Annotated in this window: 14 protein-coding genes; 7 read left to right on the top strand and 7 right to left on the bottom strand. The window is 42.9% G+C overall.

All coding sequences use genetic code 11. The features are described from left to right. The first annotated feature begins 101 nt into the window (after nt 1-101). The 3 genes from pyrR (at nt 102) to ABI367_RS07185 (ending at nt 3,198) form a co-directional block, all read left to right on the top strand. Nucleotides 102-644, top strand: coding sequence for a bifunctional pyr operon transcriptional regulator/uracil phosphoribosyltransferase PyrR (pyrR, locus tag ABI367_RS07195; RefSeq protein ID WP_462228932.1), 543 nt, complete (start codon nt 102-104; stop codon nt 642-644). Between the two features lie 184 nt (nt 645-828). Beyond that, a complete protein-coding gene (locus tag ABI367_RS07190) occupies nt 829-1,755 on the top strand; it encodes an aspartate carbamoyltransferase catalytic subunit (protein ID WP_462228930.1) in 927 nt (308 codons plus the stop codon). A gap of 9 nt (nt 1,756-1,764) precedes the next feature. Further along, nucleotides 1,765-3,198: a serine hydrolase domain-containing protein gene (locus ABI367_RS07185; protein ID WP_462228927.1), complete on the top strand. Its 1,434-nt coding sequence runs from the start codon at nt 1,765-1,767 to the stop codon at nt 3,196-3,198. 13 nt (nt 3,199-3,211) lie between these two features. Here ABI367_RS07185 and ABI367_RS07180 read toward each other — a convergent pair whose 3' ends face one another. The 7 genes from ABI367_RS07180 to ABI367_RS07150 form a co-directional block, all read right to left on the bottom strand. Further along, a complete protein-coding gene (locus ABI367_RS07180; protein WP_462228925.1) occupies nt 3,212-3,874 on the bottom strand; it encodes an MBL fold metallo-hydrolase in 663 nt (220 codons plus the stop codon). 113 nt (nt 3,875-3,987) lie between these two features. Beyond that, a complete protein-coding gene (locus ABI367_RS07175) occupies nt 3,988-4,632 on the bottom strand; it encodes an HAD family hydrolase (RefSeq protein WP_462228923.1) in 645 nt (214 codons plus the stop codon). Nucleotides 4,633-4,669: 37 nt separating this feature from the next. Then, nucleotides 4,670-6,334, bottom strand: a complete 1,665-nt coding sequence (locus tag ABI367_RS07170) for an ArnT family glycosyltransferase (protein WP_462228921.1) — start codon at nt 6,332-6,334, stop codon at nt 4,670-4,672. A 17-nt stretch (nt 6,335-6,351) separates the two neighbouring features. After that, entirely contained in the window at nt 6,352-7,599 is a 1,248-nt protein-coding gene (locus ABI367_RS07165; protein ID WP_462228919.1) for a type IX secretion system plug protein, read from the bottom strand. Between the two features lie 61 nt (nt 7,600-7,660). Next, nucleotides 7,661-9,577 (bottom strand): ribosomal protection-like ABC-F family protein, encoded by a 1,917-nt coding sequence (gene abc-f, locus ABI367_RS07160; protein WP_462228917.1) that lies wholly within the window; start codon nt 9,575-9,577, stop codon nt 7,661-7,663. Between the two features lie 80 nt (nt 9,578-9,657). After that, nucleotides 9,658-9,927, bottom strand: coding sequence for a hypothetical protein (locus ABI367_RS07155; RefSeq protein WP_462228915.1), 270 nt, complete (start codon nt 9,925-9,927; stop codon nt 9,658-9,660). A gap of 32 nt (nt 9,928-9,959) precedes the next feature. Then, the gene (locus ABI367_RS07150; protein WP_462258061.1) at nt 9,960-10,748 is read right to left on the bottom strand and encodes an SGNH/GDSL hydrolase family protein; all 789 of its coding nucleotides are present in this window, start codon (nt 10,746-10,748) and stop codon (nt 9,960-9,962) included. 320 nt (nt 10,749-11,068) lie between these two features. On the opposite strand from ABI367_RS07150, the gene ABI367_RS07145 reads away from it, so the two are divergent. The 4 genes from ABI367_RS07145 (at nt 11,069) to ABI367_RS07130 (ending at nt 15,038) form a co-directional block, all read left to right on the top strand. Next, nucleotides 11,069-12,106 carry a quinone-dependent dihydroorotate dehydrogenase gene (locus ABI367_RS07145; protein WP_462228911.1) on the top strand — a complete coding sequence of 346 codons (1,038 nt, stop codon included), beginning with the start codon at nt 11,069-11,071 and terminating at the stop codon, nt 12,104-12,106. After that, entirely contained in the window at nt 12,103-13,089 is a 987-nt protein-coding gene (locus tag ABI367_RS07140) for a LuxE/PaaK family acyltransferase (protein WP_462228909.1), read from the top strand. The genes ABI367_RS07145 and ABI367_RS07140 overlap by 4 nt, the downstream gene beginning before the upstream one ends. A 71-nt stretch (nt 13,090-13,160) precedes the next feature. After that, complete coding sequence (gene radC / locus ABI367_RS07135; protein WP_462228907.1) at nt 13,161-13,859, top strand: RadC family protein; 699 nt, start codon at nt 13,161-13,163, stop codon at nt 13,857-13,859. Between the two features lie 69 nt (nt 13,860-13,928). Next, nucleotides 13,929-15,038: a glycoside hydrolase family 43 protein gene (locus ABI367_RS07130; protein ID WP_462228905.1), complete on the top strand. Its 1,110-nt coding sequence runs from the start codon at nt 13,929-13,931 to the stop codon at nt 15,036-15,038. The last annotated feature ends 11 nt before the right edge of the window (nt 15,039-15,049 follow it).

Below are 15,049 nucleotides of genomic sequence, written 5' to 3'. Positions count from 1 at the left end.
AACGTGGGGGCTTTTTTGTGGCTTTGATTTAATAAGAAACTCAACACTCATAACCTAAAACTCAAAACTATTTTCTACATTTGCCCAAATCCACCCAAACGATGCAAAACCTTACGCTGCTCGACGGTCAAAAATTTCAAATCACTATTCAGCGTTTATGTCGTCAGTTAATTGAAAATCATAATGATTTTTCAGGTTCGGTATTAATAGGTATACAGCCCCGTGGTATTTACTTGGCCAAGCGTGTAGCTGAAGAATTGCGCAAAATATTACCGGATAGCAAAATTGAGCAAGGCGACCTGGACATCACCTTTTACCGGGATGATTTCCGCAGGAGAGAATCACAGCTGGTGCCCAATCAAACCAAGATAGATTTTATTATTGAAGGCAAAAAAGTGATCATGATGGATGATGTGTTGTGGACAGGCCGAACCATACGTGCCGCTATGGATGCCATGCTGGCTTTTGGTCGCCCGGATAAGGTAGAGTTGTTAACCCTGGTTGACCGCCGTTACTCGCGCCATATACCGGTAGCTGCAGATTATGTGGGTATCGAAGTTGATTCAATTGCATCGCAAAAAGTGGTAGTAAGCTGGAAGGAAACAGATGGGGAGGATAAGATAGTATTGATATCAGAGAAGTGATTTCGAATTTCGGATGTTCGATTTCGGATTTAAAATATAAAATGAAAAACAAGCGTCATTGCGAGGAGTGAAACGACGTGGCAATCTCTAAATAGGACATTCCCTTGTGCAGGTTTGCGACCTGTCGTGTAGAGATTGCCACGCTGACGCTCGCAATGACGCTTGAAAAATAGATAAATAACCAATGGCTGGACTTAGCACGAGACATTTATTAGGAATAAAAGATTTAAACCGACAGGATATCGAGCTGATATTTGAAACAGCTGATAATTTTAAAACGGTATTAAACCGCCCGATAAAGAAAGTCCCATCGCTGCGCGATGTAACCATTGCCAATATATTTTTTGAAAACTCTACCCGTACCCGTTTATCATTTGAGCTAGCCGAGAAGCGTTTATCTGCAGATGTGGTAAACTTCGCCGCTTCCTCCTCATCAGTAAGCAAAGGCGAAACCTTGATAGATACCGTAAATAACATACTGGCAATGAAGGTGGATATGGTAGTTATGCGACACCCTTATGCAGGGGCTGCTACCTTTTTATCCAAACATGTTAAGGCCCAGATAGTAAATGCCGGTGATGGCGCGCACGAGCACCCTACACAAGCCTTGTTGGACGCCTTCTCCATCCGCGAAAAATATGGCGATGTGGCAGGCAAAAAAGTAGTTATTGTGGGCGATATATTGCACTCGCGGGTTGCCCTTTCCAACATACTTTGCCTTAAGCAATTGGGTGCCGAAGTAATGGTTTGCGGGCCGACCACGCTTATCCCCAAATACATTGACTCCTTAGGGGTAAAGGTTGAGCACAACCTGATAAAAGCCCTTAACTGGTGCGACGTAGCCAATATGCTGCGCATACAGTTAGAACGTCAGGATATAAAATATTTCCCTTCGCTGCGCGAGTATACCATGCTTTATGGATTGAACAAGCAAATACTGAACTCGCTGGATAAAGAGATCACCGTAATGCACCCCGGCCCAATTAACAGAGGGGTTGAAATAACGAGTGATGTAGCCGATAGCAAGCAATCCATTATACTCGACCAGGTAGAAAATGGTGTGGCTATACGTATGGCGGTACTTTTTTTATTGGCCGGTCAAACTCCGTAAATTTAACGCATGAAATTTATTTCCCGGTTTATCGCTATCGCGTTATTGGCTTGTATGTGCGTAATAGCATCGGCACAAAGCCGCCAGCAACTTAAAACAGATTCGGTTTTTAAATTGGTAAAAGCCCGTATTAATGATAAAGATGCAGCGGGTTTATACGCGCTTATGGGTAGTAAGTATAAAAGTGTGATACACTCCCAAACTTTGCGGGATATAATGGAAAGAGATATGTTCCCTTATGGCCAGATCAAGTCCGACTCGCTTATCAGCTTTATTAATAATAACCAGGCGATGTATAATGTGCAGTTTGACGCGATTACTTATCACCTGATAATGATATTGGACGAAACCGATAAAATACAAACGCTTGTTTTTCAGCCGGCAAGAAATAAGCCAACCATTAAAAATTATAAAGTGCCTACATCAAACCCGATGGTTTCGGCGATGGATAAGCTTGTAGATTCATTAGCGCGGTTATACATACAAAAATCAAATACGGTTGGTCTTAACATAGGTATTATTAAAGACGGCAAAACCAGCATTTACAGTTATGGCGAAACGGCCAGAGGTAATAAAAATCTGCCTGATAATAATACCATATTCGAGTTAGGATCTATCACCAAAACATTTACGGCTACGCTGCTGGCTTATTATGTTAATCAGGGCAAGATCAGCTTAAATGATCCTATCATTAAGTTTTTACCGCCGACAGTAGCTGCTAACACGGCGCTGGCTAATATAAAGCTGGTTAATTTAAGTAACCATACATCAGGTTTGCCAGGTATACCTGATAATTTTAGCTTACAAAGACCTTACGATCAGGGTAATCCATATCAAAATTATAACCGGCAATTACTGTTTGATTATCTGGCAAAATGCAGCCTTAATAGCAAACCCGGCGAAAAGTACCAATACTCAAACATGGCTGTTGGGCTGTTAGGGGTAATCCTGGAAAAAGTGAGTGGCAAGTCTTTTGAGCAAATGGTTAGCGAGATAATTACTAAGCCGTTGGGCATGAAAAGCACTGTACAACACTTATACCCCATGATAGCCTCGCGGTTTGCGCAGGTTTATGACAGCGATGGCAATATTACACAGGCCTGGGACTTTGATGCCCTGGCTTCGGCGGGCTCTTTACGCTCAAGTATTGGCGATATGCTGTTATATGCAAAGGCCAATATGAATACTAAAGGTACTGGGCCGCTTTACAAAGCTATTAACTTAACGCACCAGATCACTTTAAATAATGATGCCCGCGTGGGTTTGGGCTGGCATATCAGTATTATAAACGGGGTTGATTATTATTATCATAGCGGGGGTACGGGTGGCAGCAGCAGTTTCATTGCTTTAAACCCGGTTAAAAACCTTGCCGTAGTAATTTTATCAAATGCCGATGAAAGCACCGATAACTTAGGTGTTGATCTGGTAAAGAAACTGCAATAAATCATTATAGTTTTTATGCTATGGTTATGCTATCTCCCGGCTGGTAAATTTGATGGAATTTGATGCCCTGCTTATCAAAATGTTTGGTATAAGCCTGGTAACGCTGTTTAATAAAAAACTCCTTAGCATAGCCATCATGTACAGGTAGTATTTGTTTGGGTTGTAACTTATCAGCAAAGGCAGCTATGCGTGGTTCAGTAGTAAAAGGTGCCATGGTTACCATCAAAAGCAATTCAACGCCTTTATATTTCAATAGGCTATCTTCTATCGAATCAACCGGGTGCAGCACCTTGTCGTTTATTAACAGCCCTGTCATTAAGGGTAGCGGGTTATCCAATATTAATTCATGTACAACCGTAAAGGCTTCTAGTTTAAAAGGGCCCAACTGCTGCGTGCCATTGCATAATAATTCAAAGGGTATGTTTGCCTCGGTCAGCTTTTCGCCTACCTGCTCATTAGCTAAAATGCTTGCACCGCTTAGCTTAGCTATTATGGTCAGGTTTTCGGTATCTAAATGATCGGGATGGATATGTGTAATAATGATACTGTTTACATCGGCAAAATGCTCAGGCTTAACTATACCCTCGGCGAAGGTAAACTTACCCGGATCTATCAGTAGCTTATAGCCATCCTCTTTAAAAACAAGGCATGAATGGAGGTATTTGGATATTTTCATAACGCTCAATTTAACTCACCCGGTCTTTGCTTCGCTCGACCACCCTCTCTATTCTAGAGAGGGGATTTGAATGAGTTTTGTTTTTATGGTAACCTTATTCTTAACAAAAAGGTTTACAACAATCCCTTCAACTCATTAAATTGAGTTAACGTAGCTATCTGGTCCTTTTCAACCTCGCCAAAACCATAAGCGGCAAATATAAATGGCACACCTGCCTCGGTGGCGGCATTATAATCGCCCATGGTGTCGCCAACATACACCGGGGCCTGCAAGTTATGGTCTTTTACTATATCGCGTATATTATGGGCCTTTGGTAAATTTTTGGTGCCGTAACATTGGTGCCCGCCAAAATAATGTTCCAGACCACTGGTTTTAAAAAACACTTCAATATACCCACTTTGGCAATTACTCACAATGTAAAGCTTGTAATTTTGGGATAAATGTTTTAGCGTATCTTCCAGTTCAGGATAAAGTTCGCCACCCACAGTATATAGGGTCTCCAGTTCATATTTAGCAGCTATGGCCTTAAATGCTTCGCGTTTTTCTTCGGTCAGATAGGGTAATAGCTTTTCAAAAATGGCCTTGTAGGTCATCCCTGTTATGGAGCGTACGGTTTCCCTGGTAAAATCATCCTTCACATAACCAACTTCTTCTTTAGCCTGTTGCCAGGCTTTGGCCACATTGCTGGTGCTGTCCCAAAGGGTGCCATCCAGATCAAAAATTATGCTGTCGTATTTGTTTTTCAGTGTAGTATTCATTGAAGGCAAAAGTAGGATTTATAATTAAATCGCTCAGCTATTTAGTTACCAAAACTACTTCCATTAAACTCAATTCGGTTCCCCGGGTTGCCTCGTTTAAAAAGGCTGGTTTTAAACGAGTAACCCAATAACGTTTAAAGGTTTTAAGCGATTGTATGTGCCAGCCTTTGGCGGTTAACGCAGTAATAACGGTACTTGGGGCATATAGTAAAAATGCGCCTTTAGGTAAGGGGCTATTGCCATCCGCATCTAAATTAATTACGGGTGTATTGCTATAAAACCCCATGGCGGTGGGGTAGTAATCGTCTATTTGTGCAATGGGGTACTTTTTATCATTATGCTCATTTATCCAAACTGCCGCCTCGCTGCCCGCCTGGTAATGCGCCAGGTTTGGATAAAATACCATGTTTAAATATATATTAACGATGAATGAGGTAAGCAAGGTTTGGAAAATGATTTTCTGGATGAGGTTGTCTGTAAGTCTTTGCGGTAAAAACAACAGCGCCCCAAACAACAGCGCCATCCAAAACCTGCTGGGGTCGCTAAAGGTAGCGGCGTTAAAATAATACTGTAAAGCTGCTATAGCTGTTAGCATGAGTGCGATAACAATCAGCTGTGTAATACGAATAGCATTTAGGTTGTTTTTTATGTTGGATAGATATTGTGCCGTAATTATGGCGAAAAACGGGAACACAATATTTAAATAATGCGGCAGTTGGAATTTGGACGCCGAGAATAATAAAAAGGTTAATAGCGCCCCGCTAATGCAATACCACTCATGCGCCTCAATATTTTTACGGCCTTTTTTAATAAATTGAAATATAGCCGCAAACAATAATAACGACCAGGGCAAAAACGCCCATAAGGTGGTATGTATAAAAAACGAGGGGTCGCCGTGCCCTCTTATGGGGCCGGTATTAAAAAAGCGGCCAAATTGGCTATCCCAAAAAAAGAATTTTATGCCGGATACGTTGTGGTGGTCAAAAACCAGTTTTTCGGGGTGGAGGTCAAATTGCTGATAAAGGCAATATAATTCTGGTAGGATGAAAATAAATACCAACACAGCCGCTATAAGCCATCGCCACGCGAACAACCGTTGCCATTGTTTGGTAATTATAAAATGCCCAACTACAGCGCCACCTATTGGTATCAGCGCAAACATACCCTTGGTCATGATGGCACCGGCGGCAAATAAACAGCCCGCCAGCAAATGCCAAAAATTATGAGGTGTATAGCTTTTGTAAAAGTGATATACCGAAGCTATGATGAGCCCGGTTAAATAAGGCTCAGCACGCACGTCGTTATTTGACAGGACGATGTGCTGGGCAGTTAGCAATATCAACACTGCCCATAAAGCAATTTGTTTATTGTATAAAGCCTTTGCAAACAAAAAGGTATACCAGGCACCCATCAGCATAAATAAAATGCCGGGCAGTTTATAGGCCCAGGTAGTAAAGCCAAACAGCTTGAAAGACAGGGCCGTTATCCAAAAAGGGAAGTGGGGCTTATCCAGCCAATCCTTGCCGTAGGCAAATAGGTCAACATAATTATTGCGCTGCACCATGGTTTTGGCAATAGTGGCGTACAGCGTAGCATCTGGCCCCAGTATGGGCGTAAACAATCCAGTTAAATTAATAACTATAGCAACGCCTGTAAACAGGTATAACCATTTGGTATAATTAACAGATTGGAGTTGTTTCATTAACGAAGATAATTATATTACTTCTTGTTATTTAATAACCGGTAACCTATCAACTCTTCCCAGCGTGCGCTGGCAGGGCGGTAATACACCAGTATCTGGTATTCGTTTTCAGTTTCAAAATAATTGCCCTCTAATGCTATATCGTCGGGCTTTTTATCGTGGCCAACCCAAACGTATTGGTAATCATATACGCCTTGTTTTAAAAAAAGGTCGGTATAAAAGCGGCCCTTTACGGGTTCGTATTGTAGTTTGCTGCGCTCGTCAATTTTAAAATCGTTAAAGCGGCCCACGATATATGCATCACCATCTTGCGGCGTTTTGTTGGCAGCCAGGCTAAAATAAACATGGGCATAATCGCCATCGCGCTTAGCATCGTAACCGTCTTGATTTAATATAAAGAAGTTGCCATCATTATCATATAAAAACGAATAGTTGGGCAGGTTACGGCTCGGGTCGCCCAGCAGCATTACCGTGTACGATGTGTCGCGATATATCTGCCCAATACGGTCTGATTTTAATTTTAATGTCCTGGTATCAAAATGCCTGAACTCATTTCGCCCTGCAAAATCATTGGTATACACATCATCGTATACCAGCTGCGATCCTCTGATGGACGATGGCTGTGTCGTCCATTGCCCGGTTTCGCTCCGGCCATTTTGCATGATCAATGCCCGCACATCATTGTTAGGGTTTTGCACCTGCAGGTTGCCCAAATCAACCTGGAAATTTATTTTTTGGTTGGTTTGCCTTAAGGAGGGATTATTGGTAGGTACAATTTCGCCCGACAATGAACCTTTAGCACCTACAATATACAGCCTGCGGGTAAGTATGGGGTTTGCCTGATCGCCGCTTTCATAAACCTTTAAAATATAGTTGCCTGCTATTTTAGGGATAATGTTGGCATTGGGTAGCTTAAGTTCGTAGTGAGTATATTTTTGTTTGGTATTGGTTGAATAGGTGTAATCGGTTATCTGGTCCTCGGCAAAACCCTGCAGATATTCGGCAGGCGAAATGTTAGACAAGTTCCATTTACTATCGCAATGCTGTATGGTATAATAGTAGTTACGGCTGCTACCCCGCAGGTCGTCAAAGGCCAATAAAACCTGCTCTTTAGAGTTTAATGCAATAACCGGAAATGAAGCCACTTTGGCTGTGTTGTAAAACTCCACACTTTTTATGGCAGGGTTATATACATTGTTGTCAAAAGACTGTGCAAAACTCCTGGTAGACAGTAAAAGTAAAACGAAGCAGATACACTTTTTCATACTGCAATAATACTTAAAAAAGGGCTTTATATGCTCGAAATGAAATAGGGCAATTACGCTACTACGCCTCCAACTCCATTATCTGCTCGGCTAATGCCTCCCATTTTTCCTGTACCTGTTTTAGCTCGGCCTGTTTTGCGGCGTAGTCTTGCTTGGTGCTTTTCAGTTTTACGGTATCGTTATATATTGATTTGTCAGACAGCTTTTCATTAAAAGCCCTTACTTCGCCCTCTAATACACCGGCCTGTTCTTCTAATTTGGCCAATTCCTGATTCAGTTTTTTTAGCTGCTGATGTTTATTCTCTCCGGCTTGCACTTTTGCAGGCTCCGGCTTTTTTTCTTCCTTTTTAGGCTGAGGTAACGCCGCCTTTGGTTCCAATTTGCGCTTGGCGTACCAAACATCATACTCGGCGTATGTGCCCGGGTAAACCTTTATTTTTTGGTCCTCAATAAACCATATTTTATTGGCCACATTATCCAGGAAATACCTATCGTGCGATACCACGATCAATGTGCCTTCGTATTGTTGCAGTGCCTGGATCAATATATTAACCGATGCCATATCCAGGTGGTTTGTAGGCTCATCCAGTACCAGGAAATTGGCATCAGCAGTTAATGCTTTGGCTAATGCCACACGTGATTTTTCACCGCCCGACAATACTTTGATCTTTTTAAATACATCATCGCCTGTAAACAGGAATGATCCTAATATCGAGCGCAGCTCGGTATCGGTATGTTTTGGGGCGAAAGCCTGTAATTCTTGTAATATTTGGTGCTCTAAATGCAGGCTCTCCAATTGGTGCTGCGCAAAGAATGTTTGGGTAACATTATGGCCGGTAATAGCTGTGCCTTCAAAATCTTTATCAGCACCTGCTATAATACGTAACAAGGTTGATTTACCCTTGCCGTTTGCACCTATCAGGGCTATTTTATCACCTTTTTCTATAATGGCTTCGGCATCATCCAAAATATCAATTGCAGGGTATTTTTTGGTGATATGCTCCAAAGTGCTTACATGTCGACCTGATTGCCTGCTAAATTTAAAGCGGAAGTTAACCTCAGGATTATCATCGTCCACATCATCCACACGCTCCATTTTATCCAGCATTTTGATACGCGACTGTGCCATTTTTGCTTTGGATGCTTTGGCGCGGAAACGCTCAATCAATCGCTCTTCCTGTTTTATTTTTGACTGCTGGTTTTTAAACTCACCACGTTGTATCTCTGCCCGCAGCGCCTTCTCCTCTAAATAAAAAGAATAATTGCCCGAGTAAACATTCAACTTGCCTTTGCGCGATTCAACCGTACGGTTGATCACTTTATCTAAAAACCACCTGTCGTGCGATACGATTACTATGGCGCCTTCAAATGCTTTTAAATAATCTTCCAGCCATTGTATGGATGGTAAGTCTAAGTGGTTGGTAGGCTCATCCAGCAATAAAATATCAGGGGCCTGTAAAAGTATTTTGGCCAGCATTACGCGCATGCGCCACCCACCCGAAAATGTGCTTAGTTTGCGCTGACAATCAGCCTCGCTAAAACCTAAACCCGCTAAAATTTCATGGGCCTTGTATTCAATATTGTATCCGTCAAGCAGTTCAAACTCGTGCTGCTTGTCGCTTAGTTTATGTAGTAAATCCTCGGTATAATCGGTTTCCAGCTTTTGTAGCAATACCTCAATCTCATCATGCAATTGGTTTTGGCGCTCAAAAGCCTCCATAGCCACATGCACAATATTTTTATCGGAAGAGTATGACAACAGATCCTGGTTAAGGTAACCCATGGTGAGGTCCTTAGCCATTGATATGGTGCCCGATGTAGGCTTATAATCGCCTACAATAATTTTTAAAAGGGTGGTTTTTCCGGTACCGTTAGCGCCAATAAGGCCAATTTTTTCTCCGGGTTTAATATGCCAGTTGGCTTCATCATATAATGCCCGCGCGCCAATCTCGAACGTAAGGTTATTAATAGCAATCATTTCGGCCGCAAAGATACGGTTTTTAAGCGGGCTTAAAAAGGGAGATTAGTGATTGGTGATTAGAGATTAGTTGTTTTGAACTATCTATTAATAAACCTGTCATTAAACTTACTATAAAGCCTATTTCCGAAATTTAATGCCAAACAATTCATCGTAGCCCATACTAAGGCAAAAAAAGGAATAAATAAAATTGCTATTATAAAACCTTCAAAACCATATCGTTTTGTGTCATTAAAAGTCACAGCAGATATATTAAATAATGCTAAAATTCCTCCAAGAACACATAATGGCATGAAGCAAAATGTATAAATCCAAAACAACTTTTTGAAGGAATATGGTTTGTTTTCCATGTACTAATCTCTAGTTAACCAATCACAAATCACTAATACTTCACCGCTTCCAACCACGCCTGCGCCATCAATGCTGCCCCGGCAACTGAGGGGTGTACGCCGTCTACCGTCCAGTAGGCGGGTGGTGCCAGTTTTATGGCTTTATCAAAGGCGGCCTGGTAGGGTACAAACGGGGCTTCGTATTGGTTAGCAATGTCTAATGCTGCCTGCCTGAATAGGTCAAACGTGGGGTACCACTTTTCGTCGACAGATTTTACACCCAATACCGCGTAAGGTTCGCAGATGATGAGCTTTACATCGGGCAACTGTCGTTTGGTGGAATCCAGCAGTTTTTTATAATCGTCAATATAAGTTTGTATAGTGCCTTTATAATTGTTTGTTATGGTATGCCAAAAATCATTAACGCCAATGTGGATGCTTAAAATGTTGGGTTTAATATCAATACAATCGGCCTGCCAGCGGTCGGCCAGTTGGTAAACTTTATTGCCGCTTATGCCTCGGTTATGTATTTTAAGGTCCTTCTCCGGGTTTTTCAATAATAACGTACCCGCCACATTGAGGGCGTAGCCATTACCTAATGATTGAGCCATATTAGCTTCCTGACGTTGTTTGCTGCGCCCGCTATCGGTTATCGAATCGCCTTGCAGCAGGATAATGTCACCTTTTTGAATCGTTACCTTTTTTCCTTTCGCATTAGCCTCGGCAAAGGCCGATGCGGCAATTTGGGGTAAACTTATAGCGGCAAGCGTACCTATTGACGCGGTTTTAATAAAATTACGACGGTTGTTTTTTGGGTTCATAGTTGTTGGTTCATAGTTCATGGTTAATAGTTCATGGTAATTGGCGCCCATGAACTTGATAAGCTAATATAGGTATTCTTTTAATTCAAAATAAAATTCTTGTATGGAGGTAGACTCACCCGGTCTTTGCTTCGCTCGACCACCCTCTCTATGCTAGAGAGGGGATTGCAATAGGTAAAGAGGGGCTTGTGGCCTGCGCACGTGGCTCCCCTCTCTAGTATAGAGAGGGGCGGGGGTGAGTAAACAAACGGGTTAGTAAAACGGCTACATTTAAAAACCAGGATCTAAAAACTATGAACCATCATCTATGAACCATGAACCAAAAAAAGTAACTTCGCGGCATGTATTCGCTTATCAAACCCATACTATTTCAGTTCGACCCGGAAAAGGTACATTATTTTGTAACCCGTAACCTAAAACGGTTTAATAAGTTTCCGGGTGGAGCGGCATTGAGTCGGGCGCTTTGGGATGCAAAAGATGCAGGTTTAGAAAGAGAAGTATTTGGCCTCAAATTTAAAAACCCGGTAGGTTTGGCCGCCGGTTTTGATAAAAATGGCGAAATAATTAACGAAATGGCTAACCTTGGTTTTGGCTTTATTGAAGTAGGCACGGTAACGCCGTTGCCGCAACCGGGCAACCCCAAGCCGCGCATGTTTCGCCTGCCCGCCGATGGCGCGCTAATTAACCGCATGGGTTTTAATAACCTGGGGGTTGATGTGGTGGCCCAGCGCATTGCTACTTACCGCAAAAATCGCCCTGCTGCACAGCAAGGTGTGATAATAGGTGGTAACATCGGAAAAAATAAGGTAACACCCAACGAGGATGCTGTTAGTGATTATATTAAATGCTTTGACCGCCTGTTTGATGTGGTTGACTATTTTGTGGTGAATGTAAGCTCGCCCAATACACCCGGCCTGCGCGAATTGCAGGAAAAGGAGCCGCTAATGCAGTTGTTAAACACCTTGCAGCAGCGTAATCATAAAAACGGCATAAGCCGCCCCATCCTGCTAAAAATTGCCCCGGACCTAACCAACGAGCAGTTAGACGATATTGTAGAGATAGTAACCGGCAGCGGCATAGCCGGACTAATAGCTACCAATACCACCATCAGCAGGGAAGGGTTAACCTCATCCGCAAAAGATGAGACTGGCGGCCTAAGCGGCAAGCCGTTAACCCAACGCTCAACAGAAGTTATAAAATACATCGCCCAAAAATCAAAAGGCGCGTTCCCCATAATAGGGGTAGGGGGCATACATTCGCCTGAGGATGCTATAGAAAAACTAAACGCCGGCGCATCGCTTATACAATTATACACCGGCTTTATTTATGAAGGCCCCGGTTTGATAAAAAGGATAAATAAAAGGATAGCCCGGCAATGAGTAAACCCGGTAAGCCACAAATATTTTCTATCAGCAATAAACAGGAGTTTGAAGTCGCCGCATTAAAGGTTTTTAAGCACCAGGCCGAAAATTGTGCGGTTTATCGCGATTTCATCAAAGGATTGAACATAAACCCTGTTGAAATAACATCAATACAACAAATTCCTTTTTTGCCTATTGAGTTTTTTAAATCGCGCGATGTATTGAGCAGTACGGATAATGTACAGGTTACGTTCACCAGCTCGGGTACTACGGGCATGATAACCAGCAGTCATAAGGTAACTGATGTTAGCTGGTATGAGGATAGTTTTCGCGCTGCTTTTAAGCTGTTTTATGGCGATATAAAAGATTATACCATACTGGCCCTGCTGCCATCGTACCTGGAGCGCGACGGCTCGTCGCTTATTTATATGGCTAATGATTTGATACAGCAATCGGCTAACCCTGATAGCGGTTTCTTTTTATATAATCATGAAGAGCTGGCCCATCAGCTTAAAAAACAACAGGAAGCAAAAAAGCCAATATTGCTTATTGGTGTAACCTTTGCCCTGCTTGATTTTGTTGAGCAATACAGCTTTAACTTTCCTGAATTGATCGTAATGGAAACAGGTGGCATGAAGGGCCGTCGTAAGGAAATGATACGCGAGGAACTACACGAAACCTTATGTAAGGGCTTTGGGGTGGATGCTATCCATTCGGAATATGGCATGACGGAATTATTATCGCAAGCTTACTCCAAAGGTAACGGCATATTTAATTGCCCGCCCTGGATGCGCGTTATTACCCGTGATACCAACGACCCAATGAGTTTATTAAACACCGATAAAGCCGGCGGCGTTAATGTGATTGACCTCGCCAATATTAACTCCTGCTCGTTCATTGCCACGCAGGATCTGGGCAGGGTTTATGCCGATGATAGCTTTGAGGTATTGGGGCGGTTTGACAATGCGGATATCAGAGGGTGTAATTTGTTGGTGGGGTGAGTGAAAATGCCATACAGGCATGTATATTTTTATATATTTTCACTATACTTGATCAATCAACCTGCTTACGCGTGCAAAACTATAATAACAACATCAGTATAAAGGCCTGGGCCGAGGAAGACCGTCCGCGCGAGAAGCTAAGCAGCAAGGGCAGACGCTCATTAACTGATGCCGAGCTGATAGCTATCCTGATAGGGTCGGGCAGTCGTACCGAAACCGCGGTTGAGCTAAGCAAACGCATACTGCACCATTACGGTAATGACCTTAACAATCTGGGCAAGGCATCCATAAACGAACTATCCAAATTTAAAGGCATCGGCGAAGCCAAAGCCATATCCATAATTGCCGCGCTGGAGATTGGCCGCAGGCGCAACGACGCCGAAGTTAAGCAGCCGGATATCATCAAATTTAGCGCGGACACTTACAATATTATGCGCCGCCACCTGGTTGACCTTAACCACGAGGAGTTTTGGATTGTGCTGCTGGCACAATCAAACAAGGTTATAGCTAAAGAACTGATAAGCAGGGGAGGCATAAACGGCACCGTGGCCGATCCTAAAATTATATTTAATATAGCGTTGCAGCATAACGCGGTGGCTATAATATTGGTGCACAACCATCCCTCGGGTAGTTTAAAGCCCAGTCAGCAGGATATCGACCTTACCAAAAAAATAGCTAATGCCGGTAAAATGCTGGATATAGGCGTGTACGACCATTTAATTATCACCAACGAAAGCTATTACAGCTTTGCCGACGATGGTGTTATATAAAGTATAACTCAAATACGTTTTTAGTATAATTGCGCTATATTTATTCCATTAAACCAATTAAACCAATATATGTACAACCAATTTAAAACAAAGCTACCTGCGGTAGTGGCATTAGCTGTGCTGATTAGCGCGGCAGGATGCGAGCAAAAAGCAAAAACAGCTTCCACCGCTGCGGACTCGACCGCGGCTAAACCGGCTCCCAAATATTTGAGCGAGCCCTTGGTAAAGAATATTTACACCGCCGACCCATCCGCCCATGTGTTTAACGGGAAGATATATGTTTACCCGTCGCATGATATTGACGCGGGTATTGCCGATAATGATAACGGCGACCAGTACGCCATGCGCGATTACCACGTACTATCAATGGATAGCGTTGGCGGTAAGGTTACCGATAACGGTGTGGCTTTAGATGTTAAGGACGTGCCTTGGGCAAGCAAGCAAATGTGGGCGCCTGACGCGGCTTATAAAAGCGGCACTTATTACCTGTATTTCCCGGTGCGCGATAAGCAAGGTTCGTTTAGGATAGGAGCGGCTACCTCAAAGAGCCCTGTTGGTCCGTTTAAGGCCGAGCCTAAGCCTATTGAGGGCGCATACAGTATTGACCCTGCCGTATTTACTGATGACGATGGCAGCAGCTATATGTACTTTGGTGGCATTTGGGGCGGTCAGCTGCAAAAATGGGCCACCGGCAAGTACGACGCTAACGGCTCAAAAACCGATTTGAAACAGGATGATAAACCGGCCCTAAGCTGTAAAGTAGCCAAGCTAAGCAAGGATATGCTGCATTTTGACGGTAAAGCACAGGATGTGGTGTTGGTTGATAAAGACGGCAAGCAACTGCTGGGTAAAGACCACGACCGCAGGTTTTTTGAAGGATCATTTATGCACAAGTTTAACGGCAAATACTACTTTACCTACAGCACAGGCGATACGCATTATTTATGCTATGCCATTGGCGATAAACCGATGGGTAAATTTGTGTACCAGGGTGTGTTTTTAAAACCTGTACAAGGCTGGACAACCCACCACTCTATCATCGAGTTTAAAGGCAAATGGTACCTGTTTTACCATGATACCGAGCTATCAGGCAAAAACCACCTGCGCAACGTTAAAGTAACCCAACTGGATCATAAAGCTGATGGCAGTATCGGTTTGATTGATCCGTTTGTGAAGTAATTATAAATAAC

It is taken from the genome of Mucilaginibacter sp., from assembly GCF_039935595.1.
Lineage (GTDB): Bacteria > Bacteroidota > Bacteroidia > Sphingobacteriales > Sphingobacteriaceae > Mucilaginibacter.
The sequence above is the reverse complement of the archived record's forward strand: the minus strand, read 5'-3'. Positions and strand labels throughout refer to the sequence as shown.

Coding starts and splice junctions, on each gene's coding strand:
- pyrR (WP_462228932.1), top strand. CDS start 102: ATGCAAAACCTTACGCTGCTCGACGGTCAAAAATTTCAAATCACTATT.
- ABI367_RS07190 (WP_462228930.1), top strand. CDS start 829: ATGGCTGGACTTAGCACGAGACATTTATTAGGAATAAAAGATTTAAAC.
- ABI367_RS07185 (WP_462228927.1), top strand. CDS start 1,765: ATGAAATTTATTTCCCGGTTTATCGCTATCGCGTTATTGGCTTGTATG.
- ABI367_RS07180 (WP_462228925.1), bottom strand. CDS start 3,874: ATGAAAATATCCAAATACCTCCATTCATGCCTTGTTTTTAAAGAGGAT.
- ABI367_RS07175 (WP_462228923.1), bottom strand. CDS start 4,632: ATGAATACTACACTGAAAAACAAATACGACAGCATAATTTTTGATCTG.
- ABI367_RS07170 (WP_462228921.1), bottom strand. CDS start 6,334: ATGAAACAACTCCAATCTGTTAATTATACCAAATGGTTATACCTGTTT.
- ABI367_RS07165 (WP_462228919.1), bottom strand. CDS start 7,599: ATGAAAAAGTGTATCTGCTTCGTTTTACTTTTACTGTCTACCAGGAGT.
- abc-f (WP_462228917.1), bottom strand. CDS start 9,577: ATGATTGCTATTAATAACCTTACGTTCGAGATTGGCGCGCGGGCATTA.
- ABI367_RS07155 (WP_462228915.1), bottom strand. CDS start 9,927: ATGGAAAACAAACCATATTCCTTCAAAAAGTTGTTTTGGATTTATACA.
- ABI367_RS07150 (WP_462258061.1), bottom strand. CDS start 10,748: ATGAACTATGAACCAACAACTATGAACCCAAAAAACAACCGTCGTAAT.
- ABI367_RS07145 (WP_462228911.1), top strand. CDS start 11,069: ATGTATTCGCTTATCAAACCCATACTATTTCAGTTCGACCCGGAAAAG.
- ABI367_RS07140 (WP_462228909.1), top strand. CDS start 12,103: ATGAGTAAACCCGGTAAGCCACAAATATTTTCTATCAGCAATAAACAG.
- ABI367_RS07130 (WP_462228905.1), top strand. CDS start 13,929: ATGTACAACCAATTTAAAACAAAGCTACCTGCGGTAGTGGCATTAGCT.